Here is a 21,582-nt window from a genome sequence, read left to right on the forward strand (position 1 = left end):
GGAATGGGGCAGGCGACGCTCATGTATGGGATTGGTGCGACAAAAGCGGGGACCAGTTGGCTCTACCGTTATCTCGCGTCGCATCCTGAATGCGCGATGCCGCCGGTAAAAGAATTGCACTATTTCAACACCGATACTCCCGAAGCGCTAGAGCTTCAGATGGATCGTCTGGCTCGTCACGCTGTGACGACGGACGAAGGCGGGATCGTTGGCGGTCGTCGCTATCGCGTGTTGGAAGAGGCCAGCGAGATGTTGACCGCGCCGCGGGACGGCGATGCAGCCTATCTGGAATACCTTATGGGGCAGGCGGCTCAGGCACGGCTGGTTGGGGACATCACCCCGGCCTATAGCATGCTGCCCGCCAAAACCTTCGAGCGTATGTCCAAGCTGGCGCAGACCACGCGGTTCATCTATCTGATCCGCGATCCGGTTGCGCGTCTTTGGTCGAACGTGCGCATGGTGGCCCTGCGCAAGGAAAAGGCCAAAACCGATTATGCCGGTGTGTCTAATCGCATCATGGATCGTACTTTGCGAAAGTCCGATCATCGGGCGCTGAAACGTTCAAATTATAAAGCGACGCTTGAAGCGCTAGAGGCCGCCGTGCCCGCCGCTTCGCGTCTGGTTCTGTTTTTCGAAGAGCTGTTCACCGAGAAAACGGTGCGACGGATCTGCGATTTTCTGGGTCTTTCCTACGTTCCGGGCGATTTTTCGTTCCGGGTGAACGAAGGACCCGCGCTGGCGTTGGATGACGACCGGCGGGCATCCGCGCAGCAGCTTCTGCGCGACCAATACGAAGCCGTGGCGCAACGTTTCGGGCATCTGCCCGAGGCGTGGCAGCGCAACATGGTAGGGGTTTAAGACATGGACGGAAATTTCAACGACGCCCAAACCGGCGAACAGAAAATCCGCAACTTTAACATCAACTTCGGCCCGCAGCACCCTGCGGCCCACGGCGTGCTGCGCATGGTTCTGGAGTTGGACGGCGAGATCGTCGAACGCGCGGACCCACATATCGGCCTGCTGCACCGTGGCACCGAAAAGCTGATGGAAAGCCGCACCTATCTGCAGAACCTGCCGTATCTGGACCGTCTGGACTATGTGGCCCCGATGAACCAGGAACACGCATGGTGTCTGGCGATTGAAAAGCTGACCAGCACCGAAGTGCCGCGTCGTGCATCGCTGATCCGCGTTCTGTACTCGGAAATCGGCCGTATCCTGAACCACCTGCTGAACGTGACCACTCAGGCGATGGACGTTGGTGCGCTGACCCCGCCGCTGTGGGGTTTTGAAGCACGCGAAGAGCTGATGGAATTCTACGAGCGTGCCTGTGGCGCCCGTCTGCACGCGGCCTACTTCCGCCCGGGTGGCGTTCATCAGGACCTGCCCGAGAAGCTGATCGACGATATCGAGGCATGGTGCGACACGTTCCCTAACCTGCTGGACGATATCGACAACCTGCTGACCGAGAACCGCATCTTCAAGCAGCGGAACTGTGATATCGGCGTCATCACCGAAGAAGACATCCTGAACTGGGGGTATTCGGGCGTGATGGTTCGCGGGTCGGGTCTTGCATGGGACCTGCGTCGTGCGCAGCCCTATGAATGCTATGACGAGTTCGATTTCCAGATTCCGGTTGGTAAAAATGGCGACTGCTATGACCGCTACCTGTGCCGTATGCAGGAAATGCGCGAAAGCCTGTCGATCATGAAACAATGCGTGCAGAAGTTGCGCGTCGAAAAAGGGGATGTGCTGGCGCGCGGGAAACTGACGCCGCCGAAGCGGGGCGACATGAAGACCTCGATGGAAGCACTGATCCACCACTTCAAACTGTACACCGAGGGCTTCCACGTTCCGGCGGGCGAAGTTTACGCCGCTGTCGAAGCGCCCAAGGGTGAGTTTGGCGTTTACATGGTGTCCGATGGCACCAACAAACCCTATCGCGCCAAACTGCGCGCGCCGGGGTTCTTGCACCTACAATCGATGGATTACGTGGCCGGTGGCCACCAGCTGGCCGACGTGGCCGCGATCATCGGCACTATGGATATCGTGTTTGGGGAGATTGACCGCTAATGCTTCGCCGTCTGCACCACGAGCAACCCGAAAGCTTTGCCTTCACGCCCCCGAACCAACAGTGGGCGGAACTGCAAATGACCAAGTTCCCCGAAGGCCGTCAGGCCTCGGCCATTATTCCGCTGCTGTGGCGTGCGCAAGAACAGGAAGGCTGGCTCAGCCGTCCTGCGATCGAGCACATCGCTGACATGCTGGGAATGCCCTATATCCGGGCGCTTGAGGTTGCTACGTTCTACTTCATGTTCCAGCTGCAACCGGTTGGTTCTGTTGCGCATATTCAGGTTTGCGGCACCACGTCCTGCATGATCTGCGGCGCCGAAGACCTGATAGCGGTTTGCAAGGAAAAGATTGCTGCCAATGCGCACGAGCTGTCGGAAGACGGCAAGCTCAGCTGGGAAGAAGTCGAATGCCTTGGCGCCTGTGCCAACGCTCCGATGGCCCAGATCGGCAAGGACTATTACGAAGACCTGACCGCCAAACGCTTTGGCGAGATCATCGACGAACTGCGTGCCGGTAAGGTTCCGGTTCCGGGTCCGCAAAACGGTCGCTACGCGGCAGAGCCTCTGTCGGGTCTGACCTCGTTGACCGAGCATGAGAGCGGCAAGAAACAGTATAATGCGTCGGCGCAGCTGGCTGTGGATCTGGGTGAAACCGTCAAACGCATCGACGGCACCGAAGTTCCGATCCTGACCCCGTGGCTGAAAGGCCGCGACAAGTCGGCCACGAAGGCAGAAGCGCCTGCACCGAAAGCAGAACCGAAGAAAGCCGAGCCCAAGAAAGCTGCGCCGAAGAAAGCAAAGGCCGCCGAGGCGGCTCCTGCGACGGAGGGCACGAAACCTTCAGGGTTGGAAACTGCACGTGGCGGACAAGCTGATGATCTCAAGCAGATCAAAGGAGTTGGTCCGAAGCTCGAGGCGCTGCTGAACTCGATGGGTTACTACCACTTTGACCAGATCGCCGAATGGACCGCTGAAGAGGTCGCTTGGGTTGATCAGAACCTTGTTGGGTTCAAGGGTCGGGTCAGCCGCGATGCCTGGGTAGATCAGGCTAAAGTACTAGCCGCTGGTGGAGAGACTGAATTCAGCTCCCGTGTTAAAGATGGAGGCGTTTACGAGAAGTAAATGCCACATCTTAGGGAGAGAATATGTCTGAAACTGGAGGAATCGATAAGGCCAAGCTGACGGGCGGTATCGTCGGCGCGATCGTTGCGATTGTCTTGATCGTGATGGGAATGGTCATCTTTGGGATTATAGCTGGCGTTGTTGTCGGTTTTGTCCTTGCCGGGTATCTCGGCACTCAAGACGTAGGTGCGGCCCCCGCGCAGGAGGAGGCCAGTGCTGCAGTGCCTGCAAAGGCAGCGGCGCCGGTTGCGCAGGAAGAGGCTGCACCTGCTTCAAAACCCGCCCCGGTGGCGGATAAGCCCGCTGCCAAGTGGAAACCGTCGGCGGTTTTGGCGGGCGAACAGGAACTGGCGTCCCGAAAGGGGGCCTGGCGCTACAACGGCGCATGAACTTAGGCCCGGTCCCGGCTTGGGACCGGGCGGAACAAACGGCAGCGCGGTGGCGCTTGGCCCTGATGGAGAGATCACATGGCCCGGAAAACGGACCAAGAGATTGCACGACAGGGACGCATCGTCGCGTTGGTGATCGCAGGAGCCATGCTTCTGTGGATGGGAGCGCAGGTTTTAGGAGCGCAGTTGGGGCTTCCTCCCCGGTTTGCGTTTCTGATCGACCTGTTGGCTTTGGCGGCGTTCGTTTGGGCGTTCGTGAACATTTTTTGGATCTGGCGGAAACGCCGGGACAGTGAAGGACAGTAAGATGCTGAAAGATCAGGACCGGATCTTTACCAATATCTACGGCATGCACGACCGTACCCTTGCCGGTGCGAAGGCGCGTGGTCACTGGGATGGCACGGCTGGTATCATCCAGAAGGGCCGTGATTGGATTGTCGACCAGATGAAGGCCTCGGGCCTGCGGGGTCGTGGTGGGGCTGGCTTCCCAACGGGTTTGAAATGGTCCTTCATGCCCAAGGAAAGTGATGGCCGCCCGTCCTATCTGGTTATCAACGCCGACGAGTCGGAGCCGGGTACCTGTAAAGACCGCGAGATTATGCGCCACGATCCGCATACGCTGATCGAAGGTGCGCTGATTGCCTCTTTCGCGATGGGTGCGAACATCTCGTATATCTACATCCGCGGCGAGTTCATCCGCGAGCGCGAAGCGCTGCAGGCGGCGATTGACGAAGCCTATGACGCGGGTCTGCTTGGCAAGAATGCTGCTGGTTCTGGCTGGGACTTTGATCTGTTCCTGCACCACGGTGCGGGCGCTTACATCTGCGGTGAAGAAACCGCATTGATCGAAAGCCTTGAGGGCAAAAAGGGCATGCCCCGCATGAAGCCGCCATTCCCGGCGGGTGCGGGTCTGTATGGCTGCCCGACCACTGTGAACAACGTTGAATCGATCGCCGTCGTTCCGACCATCCTGCGTCGCGGCCCCGAGTGGTTCACCGGCTTTGGCCGCCCCAACAACGCGGGCACCAAGCTGTTTGGTATCTCTGGCCACGTGAACAACCCCTGTGTTGTGGAAGAGGCCATGTCGATCTCGTTTGAAGAGCTGATCGAAAAGCACTGTGGCGGTATCCGCGGCGGGTGGGACAACCTGCTGGCTGTTATCCCGGGTGGCTCGTCCGTGCCGTGTGTGCGTGGCGAAAACATGCGCGACGCGATCATGGATTTTGACTATCTGCGCGGTGAACTGGGCTCGGGCCTTGGTACCGCAGCCGTGATCGTCATGGACAAGAACACCGACATCATCAAAGCCATCTGGCGCCTGTCGAAGTTCTACAAGCATGAAAGCTGTGGTCAGTGTACCCCGTGCCGCGAAGGCACCGGCTGGATGATGCGTGTCATGGACCGTCTGGTGCGCGGCGAGGCAGAGGTCGAGGAAATCGACATGCTGTTCGACGTGACCAAGCAAGTCGAAGGCCACACCATCTGTGCGCTTGGCGACGCGGCGGCTTGGCCGATCCAGGGTCTGATCAAGAACTTCCGTGAGGAAATCGAAGACCGGATCAAGGCTCAGAAAACAGGTCGCATGGGGGCCATGGCGGCAGAATAATCGTGCAATTTCAGGGGCATCATAAAGTAGCACTAGCTGCCAAGCGGACGGGTAAGGGGTATTCTCTCTTGGCCGGTATCCGCCGTTCCGACGCGGAACGTGCCCCTTGTTATTGCATAGCGAAAGCTGCGCCTCCCACCTCTACCATCGTCGCAAATCCTGCGACGCTGATCGGAGGTGACGCATGAAACCCCTTATGACCACTGCAATTGCTGTTCTTTTGGCCTCGGCTTCGACCGTTCAGGCCCTAGCCAGCGAATTGCGTTATCACCAGCCCATCAATGACGGGCTGACCATCGTCGCTATTGCGGACATCCTCCGCAAAGAGTGCGATGAGATCGAGCCGCGGATGATCCGCGCTTACCGTTTTATCAAGTCGCTGGAATACACGGCCAAGGCCGATGGGTTCAGCGATGAAGAAATCGAGGCCTTTGTCGAGAACAAGGATGAAAAGGCCCGCGTCCAAGGCGCGGCCCGGGAATACTTGTACTCGAAGGGCGTCAATCTGGCCGAACCGCAGACCTACTGCACTGTTGGTCTCGCTGAAATTGACCGGAACAGCCAAATCGGCGCGCTGTTGAGGAGCAAATAGACTATGAGCGACCTTCGCAAGATTGTCATCGACGGGCAGGAGATCGAAGTAGATCCCGCCATGACCCTGATCCAGGCTTGTGAGCAAGCCGGGGTAGAGGTGCCGCGCTTCTGCTATCACGAGCGTCTGTCGATTGCCGGTAACTGCCGGATGTGTCTGGTAGAGGTCGTTGGCGGCCCGCCCAAGCCGGCTGCGTCTTGCGCGATGCAGGTTAAAGACCTGCGTCCGGGGCCGGAAGGCCAGCCTCCGGTCGTCAAAACCAACTCGCCCATGGTCAAGAAGGCCCGCGAAGGCGTGATGGAATTCCTGCTGATCAACCACCCGCTGGATTGCCCGATCTGCGACCAGGGCGGTGAATGTGACCTTCAGGACCAGGCCATGGCTTATGGTGTGGATTTCAGCCGTTTCCGTGAACCCAAGCGCGCCACCGAAGACCTGAACCTTGGTCCGCTTGTTGGCACCGCGATGACCCGCTGCATCAGCTGCACCCGTTGCGTGCGTTTCACCTCGGAAGTTGCTGGCATCACCCAGATGGGCCAAACCGGCCGCGGTGAAGATGCAGAGATCACCAGCTATCTGAACCAGACACTGGATTCGAACCTGCAGGGCAACATCATCGACCTGTGCCCGGTGGGTGCGCTGACGTCGAAGCCTTATGCCTTTACCGCCCGTCCGTGGGAACTGACCAAGACAGAATCCATCGATGTGATGGACGCTCTTGGATCGAACATTCGCGTCGACACCAAAGGTCGCGAAGTGATGCGCATTCTGCCGCGTAACCATGATGGCGTGAATGAAGAGTGGATTTCGGACAAGACCCGTTTCGTCTGGGATGGCCTGCGTCGCCAGCGTCTGGACACGCCGTATATCCGCGAAAACGGCAAGCTGCGCAAAGCAAGCTGGGGTGAGGCGTTGGACGCTGCCGCTGCTGCGATGAAGGGCAAGAAAGTTACCGGTCTGATCGGTGATCTGGCCTCTGTCGAAGCGGCCTTTGCTTTGAAACAACTGGTTGAAGGTCTGGGTGGTTCGGTTGAGTGCCGTACCAACAACGCCAAACTGCCCGCGGGCAACCGTTCGGGCTATGTGGGCACCGCCACCATCGAAGATATCGACAGCGCAGAGATGGTTCTGCTGATCGGCACCAACCCGCGTGTTGAAGCACCGGTCCTGAACGCCCGTATCCGCAAGGCATGGGCGGCTGGCGCAGATGTCGGTCTGATCGGTGAAGCTGCTGACCTGACCTATGATTATGCACATCTGGGCACTGACCGTGACACATTGGTTGATGTCGCGACCAAGGATGTGACCGAAGAAACCAAGGCGAAGAACACTGTTGTCATCGTTGGCCAGGGCGCTCTGCGTGAAGCCGACGGCGAGGCGGTGCTGAGCCAGGCAATGGCGATTGCCGAAGCCTCGAACAGCAAGCTGATGATCCTGCACACTGCGGCCAGCCGCGTAGGTGCGATGGACGCTGGTTGTGTGACCGAAGGCGGTCTGGAAAAGGCCATCGACGGGGCAGAGGTGATCTATAACCTCGGTGCCGATGAGGTCGAAATCGACGCGGGTGCCTTCGTGATCTATCAGGGCAGCCATGGCGACCGTGGCGCGCACCGCGCTGACATCATCCTGCCGGGTGCCGCATACACCGAGGAAAACGGTCTGTTCGTGAACACCGAAGGTCGTCCGCAGCTGGCGATGCGCGCTGCGTTCCCTCCGGGTGATGCGAAAGAGAACTGGGCCATCCTGCGTGCCTTGTCCGCGCAAACCGGTGAAGTGCTGGCATACGACAGCCTTGCCGCCCTGCGTCAGGCCCTGATCGCCGAAGTTCCGCATCTGGGTCAGATCGACGTGGTTGCCCAGAACGAATGGACGCCGATCAAAGCGAAGAAACCGGGTAAGGCCGACTTCCGCAACGCGGTTGCCGACTTCTACCTGACCAACCCGATCGCACGTGCGTCGGCCCTGATGGCAGAGTTGTCTGCCAACGCCAAGGCCCGCGCCGAAGCGCCGATCGCAGCGGAGTAATTTGTGCTGAACGCCCAGATCATATCCCCCCAGATGCAGGTCGCGAACCTGACAGTCTTGGCTCGCGGTGGCGAGAACGGGGCTGGTTGGGGCGTGTCTGACTCTGCGGCGATGTTTCGCAATAAATTCAACGAAGATACTGGCAATCGTCGCGCAGATGCTGTTAACAGCAACTCACCGATGCTGCCGCGCGGCATGCGTGTTTCAAACGCGCCTGCCACGACGAAAAACGTACCGTTTCGGACACACCGACGGACTGAGGGAATGAGGAACGATGGCTGATTTCTTGAACACTGGCTTCGGAACCTTCTTGCTGATAGCGGCTCAAGGCCTGCTGATCATCGGTTTCGTGATGATTTCGCTGCTGTTCCTTGTGTACGGCGACCGTAAGATCTGGGCTGCTGTCCAGATGCGTCGGGGTCCGAACGTGGTAGGGGCCTTTGGTCTGCTGCAATCGGTGGCTGACGCACTGAAATATGTTGTGAAAGAGGTGGTTATCCCCGCTGGCGCCGACAAGACGGTGTTCATGCTGGCGCCGATGATCTCTTTCGTTCTGGCGATCCTCGCTTGGGCCGTGATCCCATTTGCCGATGGCTGGGTTCTGGCGGACCTGAATGTCGCGATCCTGTATGTCTTCGCGATCTCTTCGCTAGAGGTCTACGGCGTCATCATGGGTGGTTGGGCCTCGAACTCTAAATACCCGTTCCTTGGCTCGCTGCGTTCGGCGGCACAGATGATCTCTTACGAGGTTTCGATCGGCCTGATCATCATCGGCATCATCCTGTCGACCGGCTCGCTGAACTTCACCGACATCGTTGCAGCGCAAGACGGCAAGTATGGCCTGTTCAGCTGGTACTGGCTGCCGCACCTGCCGATGGTCTTCCTGTTCTTCATCTCGGCGCTGGCTGAAACAAACCGCCCGCCGTTCGACCTGCCAGAAGCGGAATCGGAACTGGTTGCCGGTTATCAAGTTGAATACAGCTCGACCCCGTTCCTGCTGTTCATGGCCGGTGAATATATCGCGATCTTCCTGATGTGCGCACTGACCTCGCTGCTGTTCTTCGGCGGCTGGCTGTCCCCGATCCCGGGTCTGCCGGATGGCGCCCTGTGGATGGTCGGTAAAATGGCGTTCTTCTTCTTCCTCTTCGCGATGGTGAAGGCGATCACGCCGCGCTACCGCTATGACCAGCTGATGCGTCTGGGTTGGAAAGTTTTCCTGCCGATGTCGCTGGTGTGGGTCGTGATCGTGGCGTTCTTCGCGAAATTTGAACTTTTCGGCGGTGCATATGCCCGTTGGGTAATCGGAGGCTGATATGGCATCTATCGACTGGAACCGCGCGGGCAAATACTTCCTGCTGCACGATTTCTTCGTCGGCATGAAGCTGGGGCTGCGTTACTTCTTTGCCCCCAAGGCCACGCTGAACTATCCCCACGAAAAGGGCCCGCTGTCCCCGCGTTTCCGCGGTGAACACGCGCTGCGCCGCTATCCCAACGGGGAAGAGCGCTGCATCGCCTGTAAACTGTGTGAGGCGATCTGCCCGGCACAGGCGATCACCATCGACGCGGAACCCCGCGAAGACGGTTCGCGCCGCACCACGCGCTATGACATCGACATGACCAAATGCATCTACTGCGGTTTCTGCCAAGAAGCCTGCCCGGTAGACGCGATTGTCGAAGGTCCGAACTTCGAATTCGCAACCGAGACCCGCGAAGAGCTGTTTTACGACAAGGAGAAACTCCTTGCGAACGGCGAACGTTGGGAAGCGGAAATCGCTCGTAACCTGGAACTGGATGCGCCGTACCGATGAACGACCTAAGCAAACTCTTCGAGCAGATGATGGAACAAAGTCACGCTATGGCGAAGGCTTTCAATCCTGCTTTGGAAAGTTTCCAGGTCTCTGGGTTCGACAAGCTGATCCCGACCATGCCCAAGGACTTCATGGAGATGATCTGGGGCAACTCCTTTAACAAGGACGGTCTGGACGCAAAAACCCGCCTGCTGGTTGTTCTGGGTGGCCTGACCGTGTTGGGCGCACAGGCCGAGCCGCAGTTCAAACTGACTGTCCGCCACGCCATCGAGGCTGGCGCGACCCCGAAAGAGATCGCCGAGGTGATCTATCAGATGTCGATGCTGGGCGGTGTCCCGGCGATGGCCAAGGCGCTGCAACTGGCGCAAGAGGTCTTTAACGAACTTGAAGGAGACGAGGAATGAGCGTCGCCGATATCATCTTTTATGTTTTCGCCGTGGTGGTGGTGAGTGCGGGTTTCATGACCGTGATCTCTCGCAACCCGGTGCATTCGGTGCTGTGGCTGATCTTGGCCTTCCTGTCTTCGGCAGGCCTGTTTGTTCTGCTTGGTGCGGAATTCGTGGCGATGCTTCTGGTCATCGTTTACGTTGGCGCGGTTGCCGTGCTGTTCCTGTTTGTCGTCATGATGCTGGACATCGACTTTGCCGAGCTTCGGGCGCAGATGGCACGGTATATCCCCATTGCCGGCCTGATCGGCGTGGTGATCCTGATGCAACTGGGCATGGTCTTTGGCAACTGGCACGTGGCCGAAACGGCCGAGGCGGCCCGCGCGGCTGTAACGCCAGCCGTGGATGAGGTGCACAACACCGCCGCTTTGGGTCAGCTGATCTATGACGATTACATCTACCTGTTCCAGGCTGCGGGCCTGATCCTGCTGGTCGCGATGATCGGTGCGATCGTACTGACCCTGCGCCACCGCACGGACGTCAAGCGTCAGGACATCCTGGCCCAGATCTACCGCGATCCGGCGACCGCTATGGAACTGAAAGACGTGAAACCGGGGCAGGGGCTGTAAGCTTCTCCCAAGATAACAATCGGCCCCGGGCAACCGGGACCGCGATAGTAAAGACGAAATCGAGCCAAAGGCTCGGAGGGACGACATGGTTGGATTGGAACATTACCTGACAGTAGCCGCCGCGCTATTCGTCATAGGCATCTTCGGCATCTTCCTGAACCGCAAGAACGTCATCATTATCCTGATGTCGGTGGAATTGATGCTGCTTGCGGTGAACATCAACCTTGTGGCGTTCTCGTCCTTCCTGGGCGATCTGGTCGGCCAGGTCTTCACGATGTTCGTCCTGACCGTTGCGGCTGCGGAAGCAGCGATCGGTCTGGCAATTCTGGTTTGCTTCTTCCGGACCCGCGGAACCATCGCGGTCGAAGATGTCAACGTGATGAAGGGGTAACGGACAATGGCAAGCATCATCCTCTTTGCCCCGCTTGTGGGCGCGATCATCTGCGGCTTCGGCTGGCGGATCATCGGCGAAAAAGCCGCCATGTGGGTTGCCACGGGTCTGCTGTTCTTCGCCTGTCTTCTAAGCTGGATTGTATTCCTTGGCTTCGACGGCCAAATGCAACAGATCCACATTCTGGATTTCATCCAGTCGGGCTCGCTTGATACGGCTTGGGCCATCCGTCTGGACCGCCTGACCGCGATCATGCTGATCGTTGTGACCTCTGTTTCCGCGTTGGTTCACCTGTATAGCTTTGGCTACATGGACCACGACCCGCAGTGGGGCGAGGGCGAGACCTATAAGCCGCGCTTCTTTGCGTATCTGTCGTTCTTCACCTTCGCGATGTTGTCGCTGGTGACCGCTGACAACCTTGTCCAGATGTTCTTTGGCTGGGAAGGCGTGGGTGTCGCATCCTACCTGCTGATCGGCTTTTACTGGAAGAAACCGACGGCAAGTGCAGCGGCGATCAAAGCGTTTGTGGTCAACCGTGTTGGTGACTTCGGCTTTGCCCTCGGTATTTTCGCGCTGTTCATGCTGACCGACAGCATTGCGTTTGACGATGTCTTCGCGGCTGGCCCGGCGCTGGCAGACACAACCTTGCACTTCCTGTGGCGCGACTGGAACGCGGCTAACCTGATCGGCTTCCTGCTGTTCGTTGGCGCGATGGGTAAGTCGGCCCAGTTCATCCTGCACACATGGCTGCCGGACGCGATGGAAGGCCCGACACCGGTTTCGGCGCTGATCCACGCAGCAACCATGGTTACCGCCGGTGTCTTCCTGGTCTGCCGTATGTCGCCGATCTATGAATACGCACCGCAAGCGACCAGCTTCATCGTTTTCCTTGGCGCACTGACTGCCTTCTTCGCGGCGACCGTGGGTCTGGTGCAGAACGACATCAAACGCGTGATCGCGTACTCGACCTGTTCGCAGCTTGGCTACATGTTCGTAGCGGCGGGCGTCGGCGTCTACTCGGTCGCGATGTTCCACCTGTTCACGCACGCCTTCTTCAAAGCGATGCTGTTCCTTGGCGCCGGCTCGGTCATCCATGCGATGCACCACGAGCAGGACATGCGGAACTATGGCAACCTGCGGAAGAAGATCCCCTATACCTTCTGGGCGATGATGATCGGTACGCTGGCCATCACCGGTGTTGGTATCCCGCTGACGCACTTCGGCTTCGCTGGCTTCCTGTCGAAAGACGCCGTGATCGAAAGCGCCTATGCAGGTGGCACTGGCTTTGCTTTCTGGGCACTGGTTGTCGCGGCTTGCTTCACCAGCTTCTATTCCTGGCGCCTGATGTTCATGACCTTCTTCGGGGAAGAGCGTGGGGACAAGCATACGCATGAACATGCGCATGAAAGCCCGAAAGTCATGCTGATCCCGCTTGGTGCGCTGGCACTGGGTGCCGTGTTCTCGGGCATGGTCTGGTATGGCAGCTTCTTCGGTGACAACGTGAACAAGTTCTTCGGTATCCCGGCAGCAGCCTATGGCGAAGCGAAAGACGGCCATGGCGACGATTCTGCCAAGGGTTCGAAAGAGGCCAAGGCTGAGTACGCGGACTCCAATGGACATGAGGATCAATCGGACGATCATGCTAAGGCAACCGATCTGCACGGAACTGCACCTGAAGGCGCGATCTTCATGGGCCCGGACAACCACGTGCTGCATGACGCACACTATGTTCCGAAATGGGTCAAGATCTCGCCCTTCATCGCGATGCTGATTGGTCTGGGCGTGGCCTACCTGTTCTACATCGTGAACCCGGCGCTTCCGAAGAAATTGGCAGAGCAGCAGCGTCCGCTGTACCTGTTCCTGCTGAACAAATGGTACGTCGACGAGATCTATGACTTCCTGTTTGTCCGCCCGGCGCGCGCGCTTGGTAACTTCCTGTGGAAGAAGGGCGACGGTACTGTCATCGACGGTTTCCTGAATGGCGTTGCCATGGGGATCATCCCGTTCTTTACCCGCCTCGCTGGCCGTGCCCAGTCTGGCTACTTGTTCCACTATGCCTTTGCCATGGTGATCGGCATTGCCGTTCTGGTCACCTGGATGACGATCAGCGGAGGAGCTGAATAATGGAGAACCTCCTGTCCATCATCACCTTCATCCCGCTGATTGCGGCGTTGGTGCTGGCGTTCTTCCTGCGAGGCGACGATGAAGCCGCGCAAACCAATGCAAAATGGGTGGCGTTGATCGCAACCTCGGCGACCTTCCTGGTCTCGCTGTTCCTGATCGCTCAGTTCGATCCACAGGACACAGGCTTCCAGTTCGTGGAAGAGCGCGAGTGGCTGATGGGTCTGACCTATAAGATGGGTGTGGATGGTATCTCGATCCTGTTCGTGATGCTGACCACCTTCCTGATGCCGATTACGATCCTGTCGTGCTGGGGTGTGACCCACCGCGTGAAAGAATACATGATCGCCTTCCTGCTGCTGGAAACGCTGATGATCGGCGTCTTCTGTGCGCTGGACCTGATCCTGTTCTACCTGTTCTTCGAAGCAGGCTTGATCCCGATGTTCCTGATCATCGGTATCTGGGGCGGTCAGAACCGTATCTATGCGGCGTTCAAGTTCTTCCTGTACACGTTCATCGGCTCGGTTCTGATGCTGGTCGCTATGATCGCCATGTATATGGACGCAGGCACCACCGATATCGTCGCTCTGCTGAGCCACGAGTTTAGCGCGGGCCCGATCAAGGTGCTTGGCTGGCAGATCGCTGGTGGTTTGCAGACCATGATGTTCTTGGCTTTCTTCGCGTCCTTCGCGGTGAAGATGCCGATGTGGCCCGTGCACACCTGGCTGCCCGACGCGCACGTTCAGGCGCCAACCGCGGGTTCGGTCATTCTGGCGGCGGTTCTCTTGAAGATGGGCGGCTACGGCTTCTTGCGCTTCTCGCTTCCGATGTTCCCGGTTGGCTCTGATCTGCTGGCACCGCTGGTGCTGTGGATGTCGGCCATCGCGATTGTCTATGCCTCGCTGGTTGCTCTGGCGCAGCAGGACATCAAGAAGCTGATCGCTTATTCGTCTGTCGCGCACATGGGGTACGTCACCATGGGTATCTTTGCTGTGAACCAGCAGGGCATCGACGGTGCGATCTTCCAGATGCTGAGCCACGGCTTCATCTCGGGCGCGCTCTTCCTGTGTGTCGGCGTGATCTATGACCGGATGCACACTCGTGACATCGACGCTTATGGCGGTCTGGTTAACAAGATGCCGGCCTATGCACTGGTCTTCATGCTGTTCACCATGGCCAACGTCGGCCTGCCGGGCACTTCGGGCTTTGTTGGGGAATTCCTGACCCTGATGGGTATCTTCCAAGTCAACACTTGGGTCGCGATGATCGCAACCTCTGGTGTGATCCTGTCGGCGGCCTATGCGCTGTACCTGTTCCGCAAGGTTGTCTGGGGTGACCTGATCAAGGAAAGCCTTAAGACGATTTCCGATATGAATGTCCGCGAGCGTGCGATTTTTGCGCCGCTGGTGGTCATGACCATCCTTCTGGGTGTCTACCCGGCGCTGATCACCGATGTGATCGGCCCGTCGGTCGAGGCGCTGATTTCCAACTATGAGACCGCAATGGCGCAGGCCGACACCGGCGCGGCGGTCAAATTGGCTTCGCACTAAAGGGGCGTGACGATGATCTCTGCTGATATCAATGTAGTTCTCCCCGAGATCGTTCTGGCGGTCTACGCCATGGCGGCTCTGATCTTTGCGGTCTACACCAGCAAGGACAAAGCAGCGGGTCTTCTGGTCTGGGTCACCTCGGCGGTCTTCGTCGTGGTTGCGCTTTGGATCGGGATGGGCGGCAACGGCACGAAAGAGGCGTTCAACGGCGCCTTTGTCGACGACGGCTTCGCCCGTTTCGCCAAGGTCGTGATCCTGCTGTCTGCAGCTGCCGTGATGGTTATGGGTCAGGAATTCATGGCCAAGCGTGACCTGCTGCGGTTCGAATACCCAATCCTGATCACGCTGGCATCCGTCGGTATGATGATGATGGTTTCGGCTGGCGACCTGATGGCGCTGTACATGGGCCTAGAGCTTCAGTCGCTGTCGCTTTACGTCGTCGCATCGCTGCGCCGTGACAGTGCACGCTCGACCGAGGCTGGCCTGAAGTACTTTGTGCTGGGCGCGCTAAGCTCGGGCATGCTTCTGTATGGTGCGTCGCTGACCTATGGATATGCGGGCACCACCCTGTTCGACGGCATCATCGCGTCGATTGGAGATGAAGGTATCTCGCTTGGTCTGCTGTTCGGTCTGGTCTTCATGATCACCGGTCTGGCGTTCAAGGTTTCGGCGGTTCCTTTCCACATGTGGACCCCGGACGTTTACGAAGGTTCGCCGACCCCGGTCACCGCTTTCTTCGCGACTGCGCCGAAAATGGCCGCGATGGGCCTGTTCGCCCGTGTAATGCATGACGCCTTCGGTACCGCGACCCAGGATTGGGGGCAGGTCATTGCTCTGCTGGCGGTACTGTCGATGTTCCTTGGTGCCGTGGCCGCAATTGGCCAGCGCGACATCAAGCGACTGATGGCGTACTCGTCGATCGCCCACATGGGTTTTGCCCTGATGGGTCTGGCCTCTGGCACTGCGACTGGCGTTGAAGCGATGCTGATCTACATGACCATCTATGTGGCCATGAACGTCGGTACCTTTGCCTTCATCCTGTCGATGGAGAAAGACGGCAAGCCGGTTACCGATATCGACAGCCTGCAGATGTACAGCAAGGTTGAACCGCTGAAAGCGGCGGCGCTGCTTGTACTGATGTTCTCGTTGGCAGGTGTGCCGCCGATGGTTGGCTTCTTCGGTAAGCTGGCTGTTCTGCAGGCCGCTGTTGATGCTGGCATGGTCTGGCTGGCGGTTGCCGGTGTGATCGCGTCCGTGATCGGTGCGTTCTATTACCTGCGGATCGTCTTCTACATGTACTTCGGGGAAGAGCGTGATCAGGCGCTGGATACCTCTGGCAATCCGGTCCTGTTTGGCTTCCTGATGCTGTCGGCGTTCGTCATGCTGGCCGGTGTCATCAACCTGTTCGGCGTCGACGGCATGGCGGCCGCTGCCGCGGGTACCCTTGTCAACTAACCCGCTTCCGGGCGGGTATGCCCATATGCACCTCGGCCGGGTGGACAGCACCCAGGCCGAGGCCGCACGCCGGGTGGCCGAATTACCCGGCCCCACATGGATCACCGCTGACGAACAAACCGCAGGTCGCGGGCGTCGCGGGCGCGTCTGGTTAAGTCCCACCGACAATTTCACCGCAACGCTTCTGTTGCAGCCCAAAGAGGCACCGGAAGAAGTCGCCTTGCGGTCGTTCGTGGCCTCGCTTGCCCTGTTTGATGCCTTTGTCGAGGCGACAGGCCGTCCGCAAAGCTTCGCCCTGAAATGGCCCAACGACGTTCTGCTTAACGGTGGAAAGGTTGCTGGCATCCTGTTGGAAGGTGTCGGACACGGCAATCAGGTGGGGCATCTGGCGATCGGTATCGGTGTAAACTTGATCGGCGCACCGGAAGTCCGCGATCTGGAAGAGGGAGCTGTTGCCCCCGTCAGCCTTGCGTCTGAAACCGGGGTGACCGTAGTGCCCGGAGAGTTCTTGCAACTTCTGGCCCCGGCCTATGCCCGATATGAGGCGCAATTCACCACTTACGGTTTTGCACCTATTCGCGAGGCCTGGCTGGCCCGCGCTGCGAAACTTGGAGAGGTCATTACAGCCCGTACCGCCACGCAGGAATGGGTAGGAACCTTTGAAACCATCGACACATCCGGCAATTTGGTGCTGCGCACCGCCGAAGGCCAAAAGGCCATCGCTGCCGCCGATGTATTCTTCTAGAGGAGGCATCCATGCTTCTTGCGATTGACTGCGGAAACACCAACACCGTGTTCTCTATCTGGGACGGAGAGAAATTCCTCTGCACCCTGCGCACCTCGACACACCACGCCCGCACCGCGGATGCTTATTTCACGTGGTACTCGACGCTGGTGAAGCACTACGGGATCGAGGTGGACATTACCGAGGTGATCATCTCGTCCACCGTGCCGCGCGTGGTCTTCAACCTGCGCGTCTTCGCAGACCGGTTCTTTGGGTGCCGCCCGATGGTGGTTGGCAAGCCAGAGTGTCTGTTGCCGCACAATCCGCGCGTCGATGCAGGGACGCAGGTCGGCCCGGACCGTTTGGTGAACACGGCCGGGGCCTTCGATCGTCACGGTGGGGATCTGATCGTTGTCGACTTTGGAACCGCGACCACGTTCGACGTTGTTGACGTTGATGGTGCTTATATCGGTGGCGTGATTGCCCCGGGTGTAAACCTCAGCGTCGAGGCGCTGCACTCTTCTGCGGCCGCTCTGCCGCATGTCGACGTCACCAAGCCTGAAAAGGTGATCGGGACGAATACCGTCGCCTGTATCCAGTCGGGCGTCTTCTGGGGCTACGTCGGGCTGGTTCAGGGTATTTGCAACCAGATCCGTGCCGAATATGGGCGAGACATGAAGATCATCGGCACTGGTGGTCTTGCCCCGTTGTTCGCGCAGGGAGATGTGTTATTTGACACAATCGAAGACGACTTGACCATGCACGGCCTGACCGTGATCCATGCTTACAATAAGGAAAACAACAAGCAATGAGCAGTGAGAACCGGCTGATCTATCTTCCTCTAGGCGGGGCAGGCGAGATCGGAATGAACGCCTATGTTTATGGCTACGGGCCCAAGGATCAGGAACGCCTGATCCTTGTCGATTTGGGGGTGACCTTCCCTGACATGGACGGCACGCCCGGTGTGGACCTGATCTTTGGCGATATCTCATGGCTTGAGGCGCGCGCTGACCGGCTTGAGGCGATCTTTGTCACCCACGGCCACGAAGACCACATCGGGGCTGTGGCCCTTGGCTGGCCGCGCCTGAAGTGCCCCGTTTATACCCGTGCATTCACCGGCAATCTGGCCGTGCGGAAAATGGAAGAGCGCGGCGGTGACCCCGAGGCCGTTCAGATCGTGGGTGCCTATCCCGAGAAAGTCGACGTTGGGCCGTTCAGCGTGTCTTTCCTGCCAGTGTCGCATTCGATCCCCGAAAGCTCTGGCCTGATCATCAACACGCCTGCGGGCCGGATCGTTCATACGGGCGACTTCAAACTGGATGAAAGCCCGGTAGTGGGCGAACCCTTTGACCCCGCCCTGTGGGGCCAGTTGGGGCAAGAGGGTGTGAAGGTCCTGACCTGCGATTCCACCAATGTCTTTTCGCCGCAAGGCGGCCGGTCCGAGGCCACCGTTGGCCCGGGCATCCATCAACTTGTGTCTCAGGCCAAAGGCATGGTCGTGGCGACCACCTTTGCCTCGAACATCGCTCGCCTGAAAACGCTGGCCGAGGCGGGCAAGAATGCGGGACGCTCTGTTGTGCTGCTTGGCCGCGCGATGCGCCGCATGGTTGAGGCAGGCATCCAAAGCGGCGTCCTGACCGATTTCCCGACCGTCGTCAGCCCCGAAGAAGCAACGCAAATCCCGCGTGAAAACCTGATGCTGATCGTCACTGGCAGCCAAGGCGAACGCCGGGCAGCAAGTGCGCAACTGGCGCGGGGCAAGTACATGGGGCTTGAGATGAAAAAGGGCGACCTGTTCCTGTTCTCTTCCAAGACCATTCCGGGGAATGAAAAGGGTGTGATCCAGATCATCAACGCGCTGTCTGAGAAGGGTGTTGATGTGGTCGACGACAGCTCTGGCATCTACCACGTTTCTGGCCACGCCAACCGCCCCGACCTGAAGCGCGTGCACGAATTGATGCATCCCGAGATGGTCATCCCCATGCACGGTGAACACCGCCACCTGCGCGAGCACGTAAAACTGGCAGAAGAAAACGGCATCCCCGCGATCATTGCCACCAATGGCACGATGGTTGACCTGACGGGCCCCGTCCCAAAAGTAGCTGAATATATAGAGGCCGGGCGCACCTATCTGGACGGCGCTATCCAAATTGGCGCACTGGATGGCGTAGTCCGCGATCGTATCCGCATGGCTCTGAATGGGATCGTTCTGGTCAATGTCATCATCGATGAAGAGGACGAGCCGCTTGGCGATCCTTGGGTCGAACTGCGTGGTTTGCCAGAGACGGGCACTTCCAATGCGCCGCTGGCAGATGTGCTTGAAGGTGATCTGGGCCAGATGCTGGGTCGGACCGACGACAAGGTTCTGCGTGATGATGACAAGTTGGAAGACGCCCTGCGTCGCCGCACGCGTCAGGTTGCCAACGAAGAGATTGGCCGCAAACCCGAAGTCGTTGTGGTGATCAGCCGTCTGTCGGCTTAACCACTTGGTTTGCATTCACCTCCTGCGCTATCGTTAGGGTAGGGGGTGACGATAATGACGAATGCAGATCATTGGGAAAAGGTTTACCAGACAAAACCTGAAGATGCGGTCAGCTGGTTCCAGGCTGACCCTGCGCTTTCCTTAGAGCTTGTCCAAAAATACGCAGAGCCGGGTGACCCAATTGTAGATGTCGGGGCAGGGGCCTCGCGTCTGGTGGATCAGCTTGTCTCTGCTGAACTTGGTCCGATCACCGTATTGGATCTGTCAGAGGCCGCGCTGCGTGTCAGCCAAGTCAGACTGGGGGCAGCAGCAGAGGGAGTTACCTGGATCGCGACCGACGTGACAGAATGGGACCCACAGATCGCGTATCAGGTTTGGCATGATCGTGCGGTGTTTCATTTTCTGACGGATACGCAGGATCAAGAAAAGTACTTGTCGCGAATGGACGCCGCGCTTCAGCCCGGTGGTGTCGCGATCATTGCCACCTTTGCCTTGGACGGGCCCGAAAAGTGCTCGGGCCTGCCAGTTCAGCGGTATTCCGGTGAAACGCTAGAGCACAGGATCAACGCCTTTGCGCCAGACAGGTTTAAGCGCCTTGGCACCCAAGACGTTGTCCACGAAACACCATTCGAAACCAACCAACGGTTTCAGGTGTCTGTATTCCGCAAGTTGGCTTAGTTTGAACCGTTTTCCTCGGTTTCAGCTGCGCCTTCGGCCGGTGCGGGTTCTGATTCTGCTTCCACTTTAGGTTCCGGCTTCGGAGCCTTGAAAGAGCGCAACAGGAAGGCCGGAACGTGATCGCCCAGACCGACGACGGGCTCACCCTGCGAACGGCCGTTTCCACGACCGCCACGACGAGAGCGGGACCGGTTTTCGCGTTTTTCCTCGGCGGGCTTCTCAGCGGCTTCTTCGGACTTTTCGCGCGGCTTGCGGCCCTTGTTTGCCGGTTTTTCACCATCTTCATCGCGCGGCTTGCGGCGGCTGCGTGACGGTGCCTCGGGCAGCTCCGGGGTCTCGATCCGCGGGATTTCCTGCTTTACCAGATCCTCGATCTGGGCCAGGTATTTCTCATCTGCGGGGACGCAGATCATCATCGCGGTGCCTTTGCGCCCCGCGCGACCGGTGCGGCCGATGCGGTGCACGTAGTCCTCGGAATGGGTCGGGACGTCATAGTTGAAAACGTGGCTGACGTTCGGGATGTCCAACCCACGGGCGGCAACGTCCGACGCACAGAGGAACCGGATAGAGCCATCGCGGAACCCGTCCAACGTACGCATGCGGTGCGCCTGATCCAGATCGCCATGAATCGCGGCGGCATTATAGCCGTGCTTGTTCAGCGATTTCGCAACGATGTCGACTTCGGTCTTGCGGTTGCAGAAGATGATCGCGTTGGTACAGGCCTCGCCCTCACTATCGATCAGGCTGCGCAGAACCATGCGCTTTTCTTTGGCCTGACGGTCCTTGCGCGAGGATTTGAACAGAACAACGCCCTGTTTGATGTTCTCGGATGTGGTCGCGGCGCGGGCGACCTCGATCTTCTCGGGGTTCGACAGGAACGTGTTGGTGATACGTTCGATTTCGGGCGCCATGGTGGCCGAGAAGAACAGGGTCTGGCGCGTGAACGGCGTCAGCTGGAAAATCTTCTCAATGTCCGGGATGAAGCCCATGTCCAGCATCCGGTCAGCTTCGTCCACGACCATGATCTGCACGCCAGTCAGCAAGAGCTTGCCGCGTTCGAAGTGGTCCAGCAGGCGGCCGGGGGTGGCGATCAGGACGTCGACACCTTTGTCGATCAGGGCGTCTTGTTCCTTGAAGCTAACGCCGCCGATCAAAAGCGCTTTGGTCAGCTTGGTGTTCTTCGCATAGATGTCGAAGTTCTCGGCAACCTGAGCGGCCAGTTCTCGCGTCGGGGCAAGAACAAGGCTGCGCGGCATCCGGGCGCGTGCGCGGCCCCGGGCGAGCATTGTGATCATCGGCAGGGTGAAACTGGCGGTTTTACCTGTGCCGGTTTGGGCAATCCCAAGAACGTCGCGACCCTGAAGAGCAGGGGGAATGGCGCCGGCTTGAATAGGGGTAGGGGTTTCGTAGCCCGCGTCAGAAACGGCGGAAAGAACTTTGGGGTGCAACCCCAAGTCAGAGAACTTGGTCATTGAGATCCTTTGGCGCTGCGGCTCTTATGGAAGGCCGCAGTTCTGCGCGGCCCGATCAGCCGAATTGCCGATCGTCATCTAGG

General features: G+C 58.7%; 21 protein-coding genes. 20 read left to right on the top strand and 1 reads right to left on the bottom strand.

The window, feature by feature from the left end:
- Positions 1-3: 3 nt before the first annotated feature.
- The 20 genes from CLM58_RS10570 to CLM58_RS10670 all read left to right on the top strand — a co-directional run bounded on the left by CLM58_RS10570 (position 4) and on the right by CLM58_RS10670 (position 20,027).
- Positions 4-858 carry a sulfotransferase family protein gene (locus CLM58_RS10570; protein ID WP_095595896.1) on the top strand — a complete coding sequence of 285 codons (855 nt, stop codon included), beginning with the start codon at positions 4-6 and terminating at the stop codon, positions 856-858.
- 3 nt (positions 859-861) lie between these two features.
- Positions 862-2,070: an NADH-quinone oxidoreductase subunit D gene (locus tag CLM58_RS10575; RefSeq protein ID WP_095595897.1), complete on the top strand. Its 1,209-nt coding sequence runs from the start codon at positions 862-864 to the stop codon at positions 2,068-2,070.
- Entirely contained in the window at positions 2,070-3,191 is a 1,122-nt protein-coding gene (gene nuoE / locus CLM58_RS10580) for an NADH-quinone oxidoreductase subunit NuoE (RefSeq protein ID WP_095595898.1), read from the top strand. Before CLM58_RS10575 ends, nuoE begins: the two co-directional genes overlap by 1 nt.
- A gap of 23 nt (positions 3,192-3,214) precedes the next feature.
- Positions 3,215-3,580 carry a hypothetical protein gene (locus tag CLM58_RS10585; protein WP_095595899.1) on the top strand — a complete coding sequence of 122 codons (366 nt, stop codon included), beginning with the start codon at positions 3,215-3,217 and terminating at the stop codon, positions 3,578-3,580.
- Positions 3,581-3,658: 78 nt separating this feature from the next.
- Positions 3,659-3,886, top strand: coding sequence for a DUF5337 domain-containing protein (locus CLM58_RS10590; RefSeq protein ID WP_095595900.1), 228 nt, complete (start codon positions 3,659-3,661; stop codon positions 3,884-3,886).
- 1 nt (position 3,887) lies between these two features.
- On the top strand, positions 3,888-5,186 hold the full coding sequence (nuoF, locus tag CLM58_RS10595) for an NADH-quinone oxidoreductase subunit NuoF (protein WP_095595901.1): 1,299 nt from the start codon (positions 3,888-3,890) through the stop codon (positions 5,184-5,186).
- 184 nt (positions 5,187-5,370) lie between these two features.
- Positions 5,371-5,778 (top strand): DUF5333 domain-containing protein, encoded by a 408-nt coding sequence (locus tag CLM58_RS10600; protein WP_095595902.1) that lies wholly within the window; start codon positions 5,371-5,373, stop codon positions 5,776-5,778.
- Between the two features lie 3 nt (positions 5,779-5,781).
- Complete coding sequence (nuoG, locus tag CLM58_RS10605) at positions 5,782-7,803, top strand: NADH-quinone oxidoreductase subunit NuoG (RefSeq protein WP_095595903.1); 2,022 nt, start codon at positions 5,782-5,784, stop codon at positions 7,801-7,803.
- 274 nt (positions 7,804-8,077) lie between these two features.
- Positions 8,078-9,115, top strand: a complete 1,038-nt coding sequence (nuoH, locus tag CLM58_RS10615; protein ID WP_095595905.1) for an NADH-quinone oxidoreductase subunit NuoH — start codon at positions 8,078-8,080, stop codon at positions 9,113-9,115.
- Between the two features lies 1 nt (position 9,116).
- Entirely contained in the window at positions 9,117-9,611 is a 495-nt protein-coding gene (nuoI, locus tag CLM58_RS10620) for an NADH-quinone oxidoreductase subunit NuoI (protein ID WP_095595906.1), read from the top strand.
- Positions 9,608-10,015 carry a carboxymuconolactone decarboxylase family protein gene (locus CLM58_RS10625; protein WP_095595907.1) on the top strand — a complete coding sequence of 136 codons (408 nt, stop codon included), beginning with the start codon at positions 9,608-9,610 and terminating at the stop codon, positions 10,013-10,015. Before nuoI ends, CLM58_RS10625 begins: the two co-directional genes overlap by 4 nt.
- Positions 10,012-10,626, top strand: coding sequence for an NADH-quinone oxidoreductase subunit J (locus tag CLM58_RS10630; RefSeq protein WP_095595908.1), 615 nt, complete (start codon positions 10,012-10,014; stop codon positions 10,624-10,626). Before CLM58_RS10625 ends, CLM58_RS10630 begins: the two co-directional genes overlap by 4 nt.
- Before the next feature lie 85 nt (positions 10,627-10,711).
- The gene (gene nuoK, locus CLM58_RS10635) at positions 10,712-11,017 is read left to right on the top strand and encodes an NADH-quinone oxidoreductase subunit NuoK (RefSeq protein ID WP_095595909.1); all 306 of its coding nucleotides are present in this window, start codon (positions 10,712-10,714) and stop codon (positions 11,015-11,017) included.
- Positions 11,018-11,023: 6 nt separating this feature from the next.
- Complete coding sequence (gene nuoL, locus CLM58_RS10640; RefSeq protein ID WP_095595910.1) at positions 11,024-13,141, top strand: NADH-quinone oxidoreductase subunit L; 2,118 nt, start codon at positions 11,024-11,026, stop codon at positions 13,139-13,141.
- Positions 13,141-14,688, top strand: a complete 1,548-nt coding sequence (locus CLM58_RS10645; protein WP_095595911.1) for an NADH-quinone oxidoreductase subunit M — start codon at positions 13,141-13,143, stop codon at positions 14,686-14,688. The genes nuoL and CLM58_RS10645 overlap by 1 nt, the downstream gene beginning before the upstream one ends.
- Before the next feature lie 12 nt (positions 14,689-14,700).
- On the top strand, positions 14,701-16,143 hold the full coding sequence (nuoN, locus tag CLM58_RS10650; protein ID WP_095595912.1) for an NADH-quinone oxidoreductase subunit NuoN: 1,443 nt from the start codon (positions 14,701-14,703) through the stop codon (positions 16,141-16,143).
- Positions 16,144-16,168: 25 nt separating this feature from the next.
- Complete coding sequence (locus tag CLM58_RS10655; RefSeq protein ID WP_095595913.1) at positions 16,169-16,888, top strand: biotin--[acetyl-CoA-carboxylase] ligase; 720 nt, start codon at positions 16,169-16,171, stop codon at positions 16,886-16,888.
- 11 nt (positions 16,889-16,899) lie between these two features.
- Positions 16,900-17,679: a type III pantothenate kinase gene (locus tag CLM58_RS10660; protein WP_095595914.1), complete on the top strand. Its 780-nt coding sequence runs from the start codon at positions 16,900-16,902 to the stop codon at positions 17,677-17,679.
- Positions 17,676-19,349, top strand: coding sequence for a ribonuclease J (locus CLM58_RS10665; protein WP_095595915.1), 1,674 nt, complete (start codon positions 17,676-17,678; stop codon positions 19,347-19,349). The genes CLM58_RS10660 and CLM58_RS10665 overlap by 4 nt, the downstream gene beginning before the upstream one ends.
- A gap of 54 nt (positions 19,350-19,403) precedes the next feature.
- Positions 19,404-20,027, top strand: coding sequence for a class I SAM-dependent methyltransferase (locus CLM58_RS10670; protein WP_095595916.1), 624 nt, complete (start codon positions 19,404-19,406; stop codon positions 20,025-20,027).
- Here the strand turns inward: CLM58_RS10670 and CLM58_RS10675 are convergent.
- On the bottom strand, positions 20,024-21,499 hold the full coding sequence (locus CLM58_RS10675) for a DEAD/DEAH box helicase (protein WP_095595917.1): 1,476 nt from the start codon (positions 21,497-21,499) through the stop codon (positions 20,024-20,026). The genes CLM58_RS10670 and CLM58_RS10675 overlap by 4 nt on opposite strands.
- Positions 21,500-21,582 lie beyond the last annotated feature (83 nt).

The sequence above is a fragment of the Actibacterium pelagium genome (assembly GCF_002285415.1).
Taxonomy (GTDB): Bacteria; Pseudomonadota; Alphaproteobacteria; order Rhodobacterales; family Rhodobacteraceae; genus Actibacterium_B; species Actibacterium_B pelagium.

Bases quoted from the DNA above. Each gene is read 5' to 3' on its own strand.
- CLM58_RS10660 (WP_095595914.1), top strand. From the start codon at position 16,900: ATGCTTCTTGCGATTGACTGCGGAAACACCAACACCGTGTTCTCTATC.
- CLM58_RS10590 (WP_095595900.1), top strand. From the start codon at position 3,659: ATGGCCCGGAAAACGGACCAAGAGATTGCACGACAGGGACGCATCGTC.
- CLM58_RS10625 (WP_095595907.1), top strand. From the start codon at position 9,608: ATGAACGACCTAAGCAAACTCTTCGAGCAGATGATGGAACAAAGTCAC.
- CLM58_RS10675 (WP_095595917.1), bottom strand. From the start codon at position 21,499: ATGACCAAGTTCTCTGACTTGGGGTTGCACCCCAAAGTTCTTTCCGCC.
- nuoK (WP_095595909.1), top strand. From the start codon at position 10,712: ATGGTTGGATTGGAACATTACCTGACAGTAGCCGCCGCGCTATTCGTC.
- CLM58_RS10670 (WP_095595916.1), top strand. From the start codon at position 19,404: ATGACGAATGCAGATCATTGGGAAAAGGTTTACCAGACAAAACCTGAA.
- CLM58_RS10570 (WP_095595896.1), top strand. From the start codon at position 4: ATGGGGCAGGCGACGCTCATGTATGGGATTGGTGCGACAAAAGCGGGG.
- CLM58_RS10645 (WP_095595911.1), top strand. From the start codon at position 13,141: ATGGAGAACCTCCTGTCCATCATCACCTTCATCCCGCTGATTGCGGCG.
- CLM58_RS10575 (WP_095595897.1), top strand. From the start codon at position 862: ATGGACGGAAATTTCAACGACGCCCAAACCGGCGAACAGAAAATCCGC.
- nuoE (WP_095595898.1), top strand. From the start codon at position 2,070: ATGCTTCGCCGTCTGCACCACGAGCAACCCGAAAGCTTTGCCTTCACG.
- CLM58_RS10665 (WP_095595915.1), top strand. From the start codon at position 17,676: ATGAGCAGTGAGAACCGGCTGATCTATCTTCCTCTAGGCGGGGCAGGC.
- CLM58_RS10600 (WP_095595902.1), top strand. From the start codon at position 5,371: ATGAAACCCCTTATGACCACTGCAATTGCTGTTCTTTTGGCCTCGGCT.
- CLM58_RS10585 (WP_095595899.1), top strand. From the start codon at position 3,215: ATGTCTGAAACTGGAGGAATCGATAAGGCCAAGCTGACGGGCGGTATC.
- CLM58_RS10630 (WP_095595908.1), top strand. From the start codon at position 10,012: ATGAGCGTCGCCGATATCATCTTTTATGTTTTCGCCGTGGTGGTGGTG.
- nuoL (WP_095595910.1), top strand. From the start codon at position 11,024: ATGGCAAGCATCATCCTCTTTGCCCCGCTTGTGGGCGCGATCATCTGC.
- CLM58_RS10655 (WP_095595913.1), top strand. From the start codon at position 16,169: ATGCACCTCGGCCGGGTGGACAGCACCCAGGCCGAGGCCGCACGCCGG.
- nuoG (WP_095595903.1), top strand. From the start codon at position 5,782: ATGAGCGACCTTCGCAAGATTGTCATCGACGGGCAGGAGATCGAAGTA.
- nuoI (WP_095595906.1), top strand. From the start codon at position 9,117: ATGGCATCTATCGACTGGAACCGCGCGGGCAAATACTTCCTGCTGCAC.
- nuoH (WP_095595905.1), top strand. From the start codon at position 8,078: ATGGCTGATTTCTTGAACACTGGCTTCGGAACCTTCTTGCTGATAGCG.
- nuoF (WP_095595901.1), top strand. From the start codon at position 3,888: ATGCTGAAAGATCAGGACCGGATCTTTACCAATATCTACGGCATGCAC.
- nuoN (WP_095595912.1), top strand. From the start codon at position 14,701: ATGATCTCTGCTGATATCAATGTAGTTCTCCCCGAGATCGTTCTGGCG.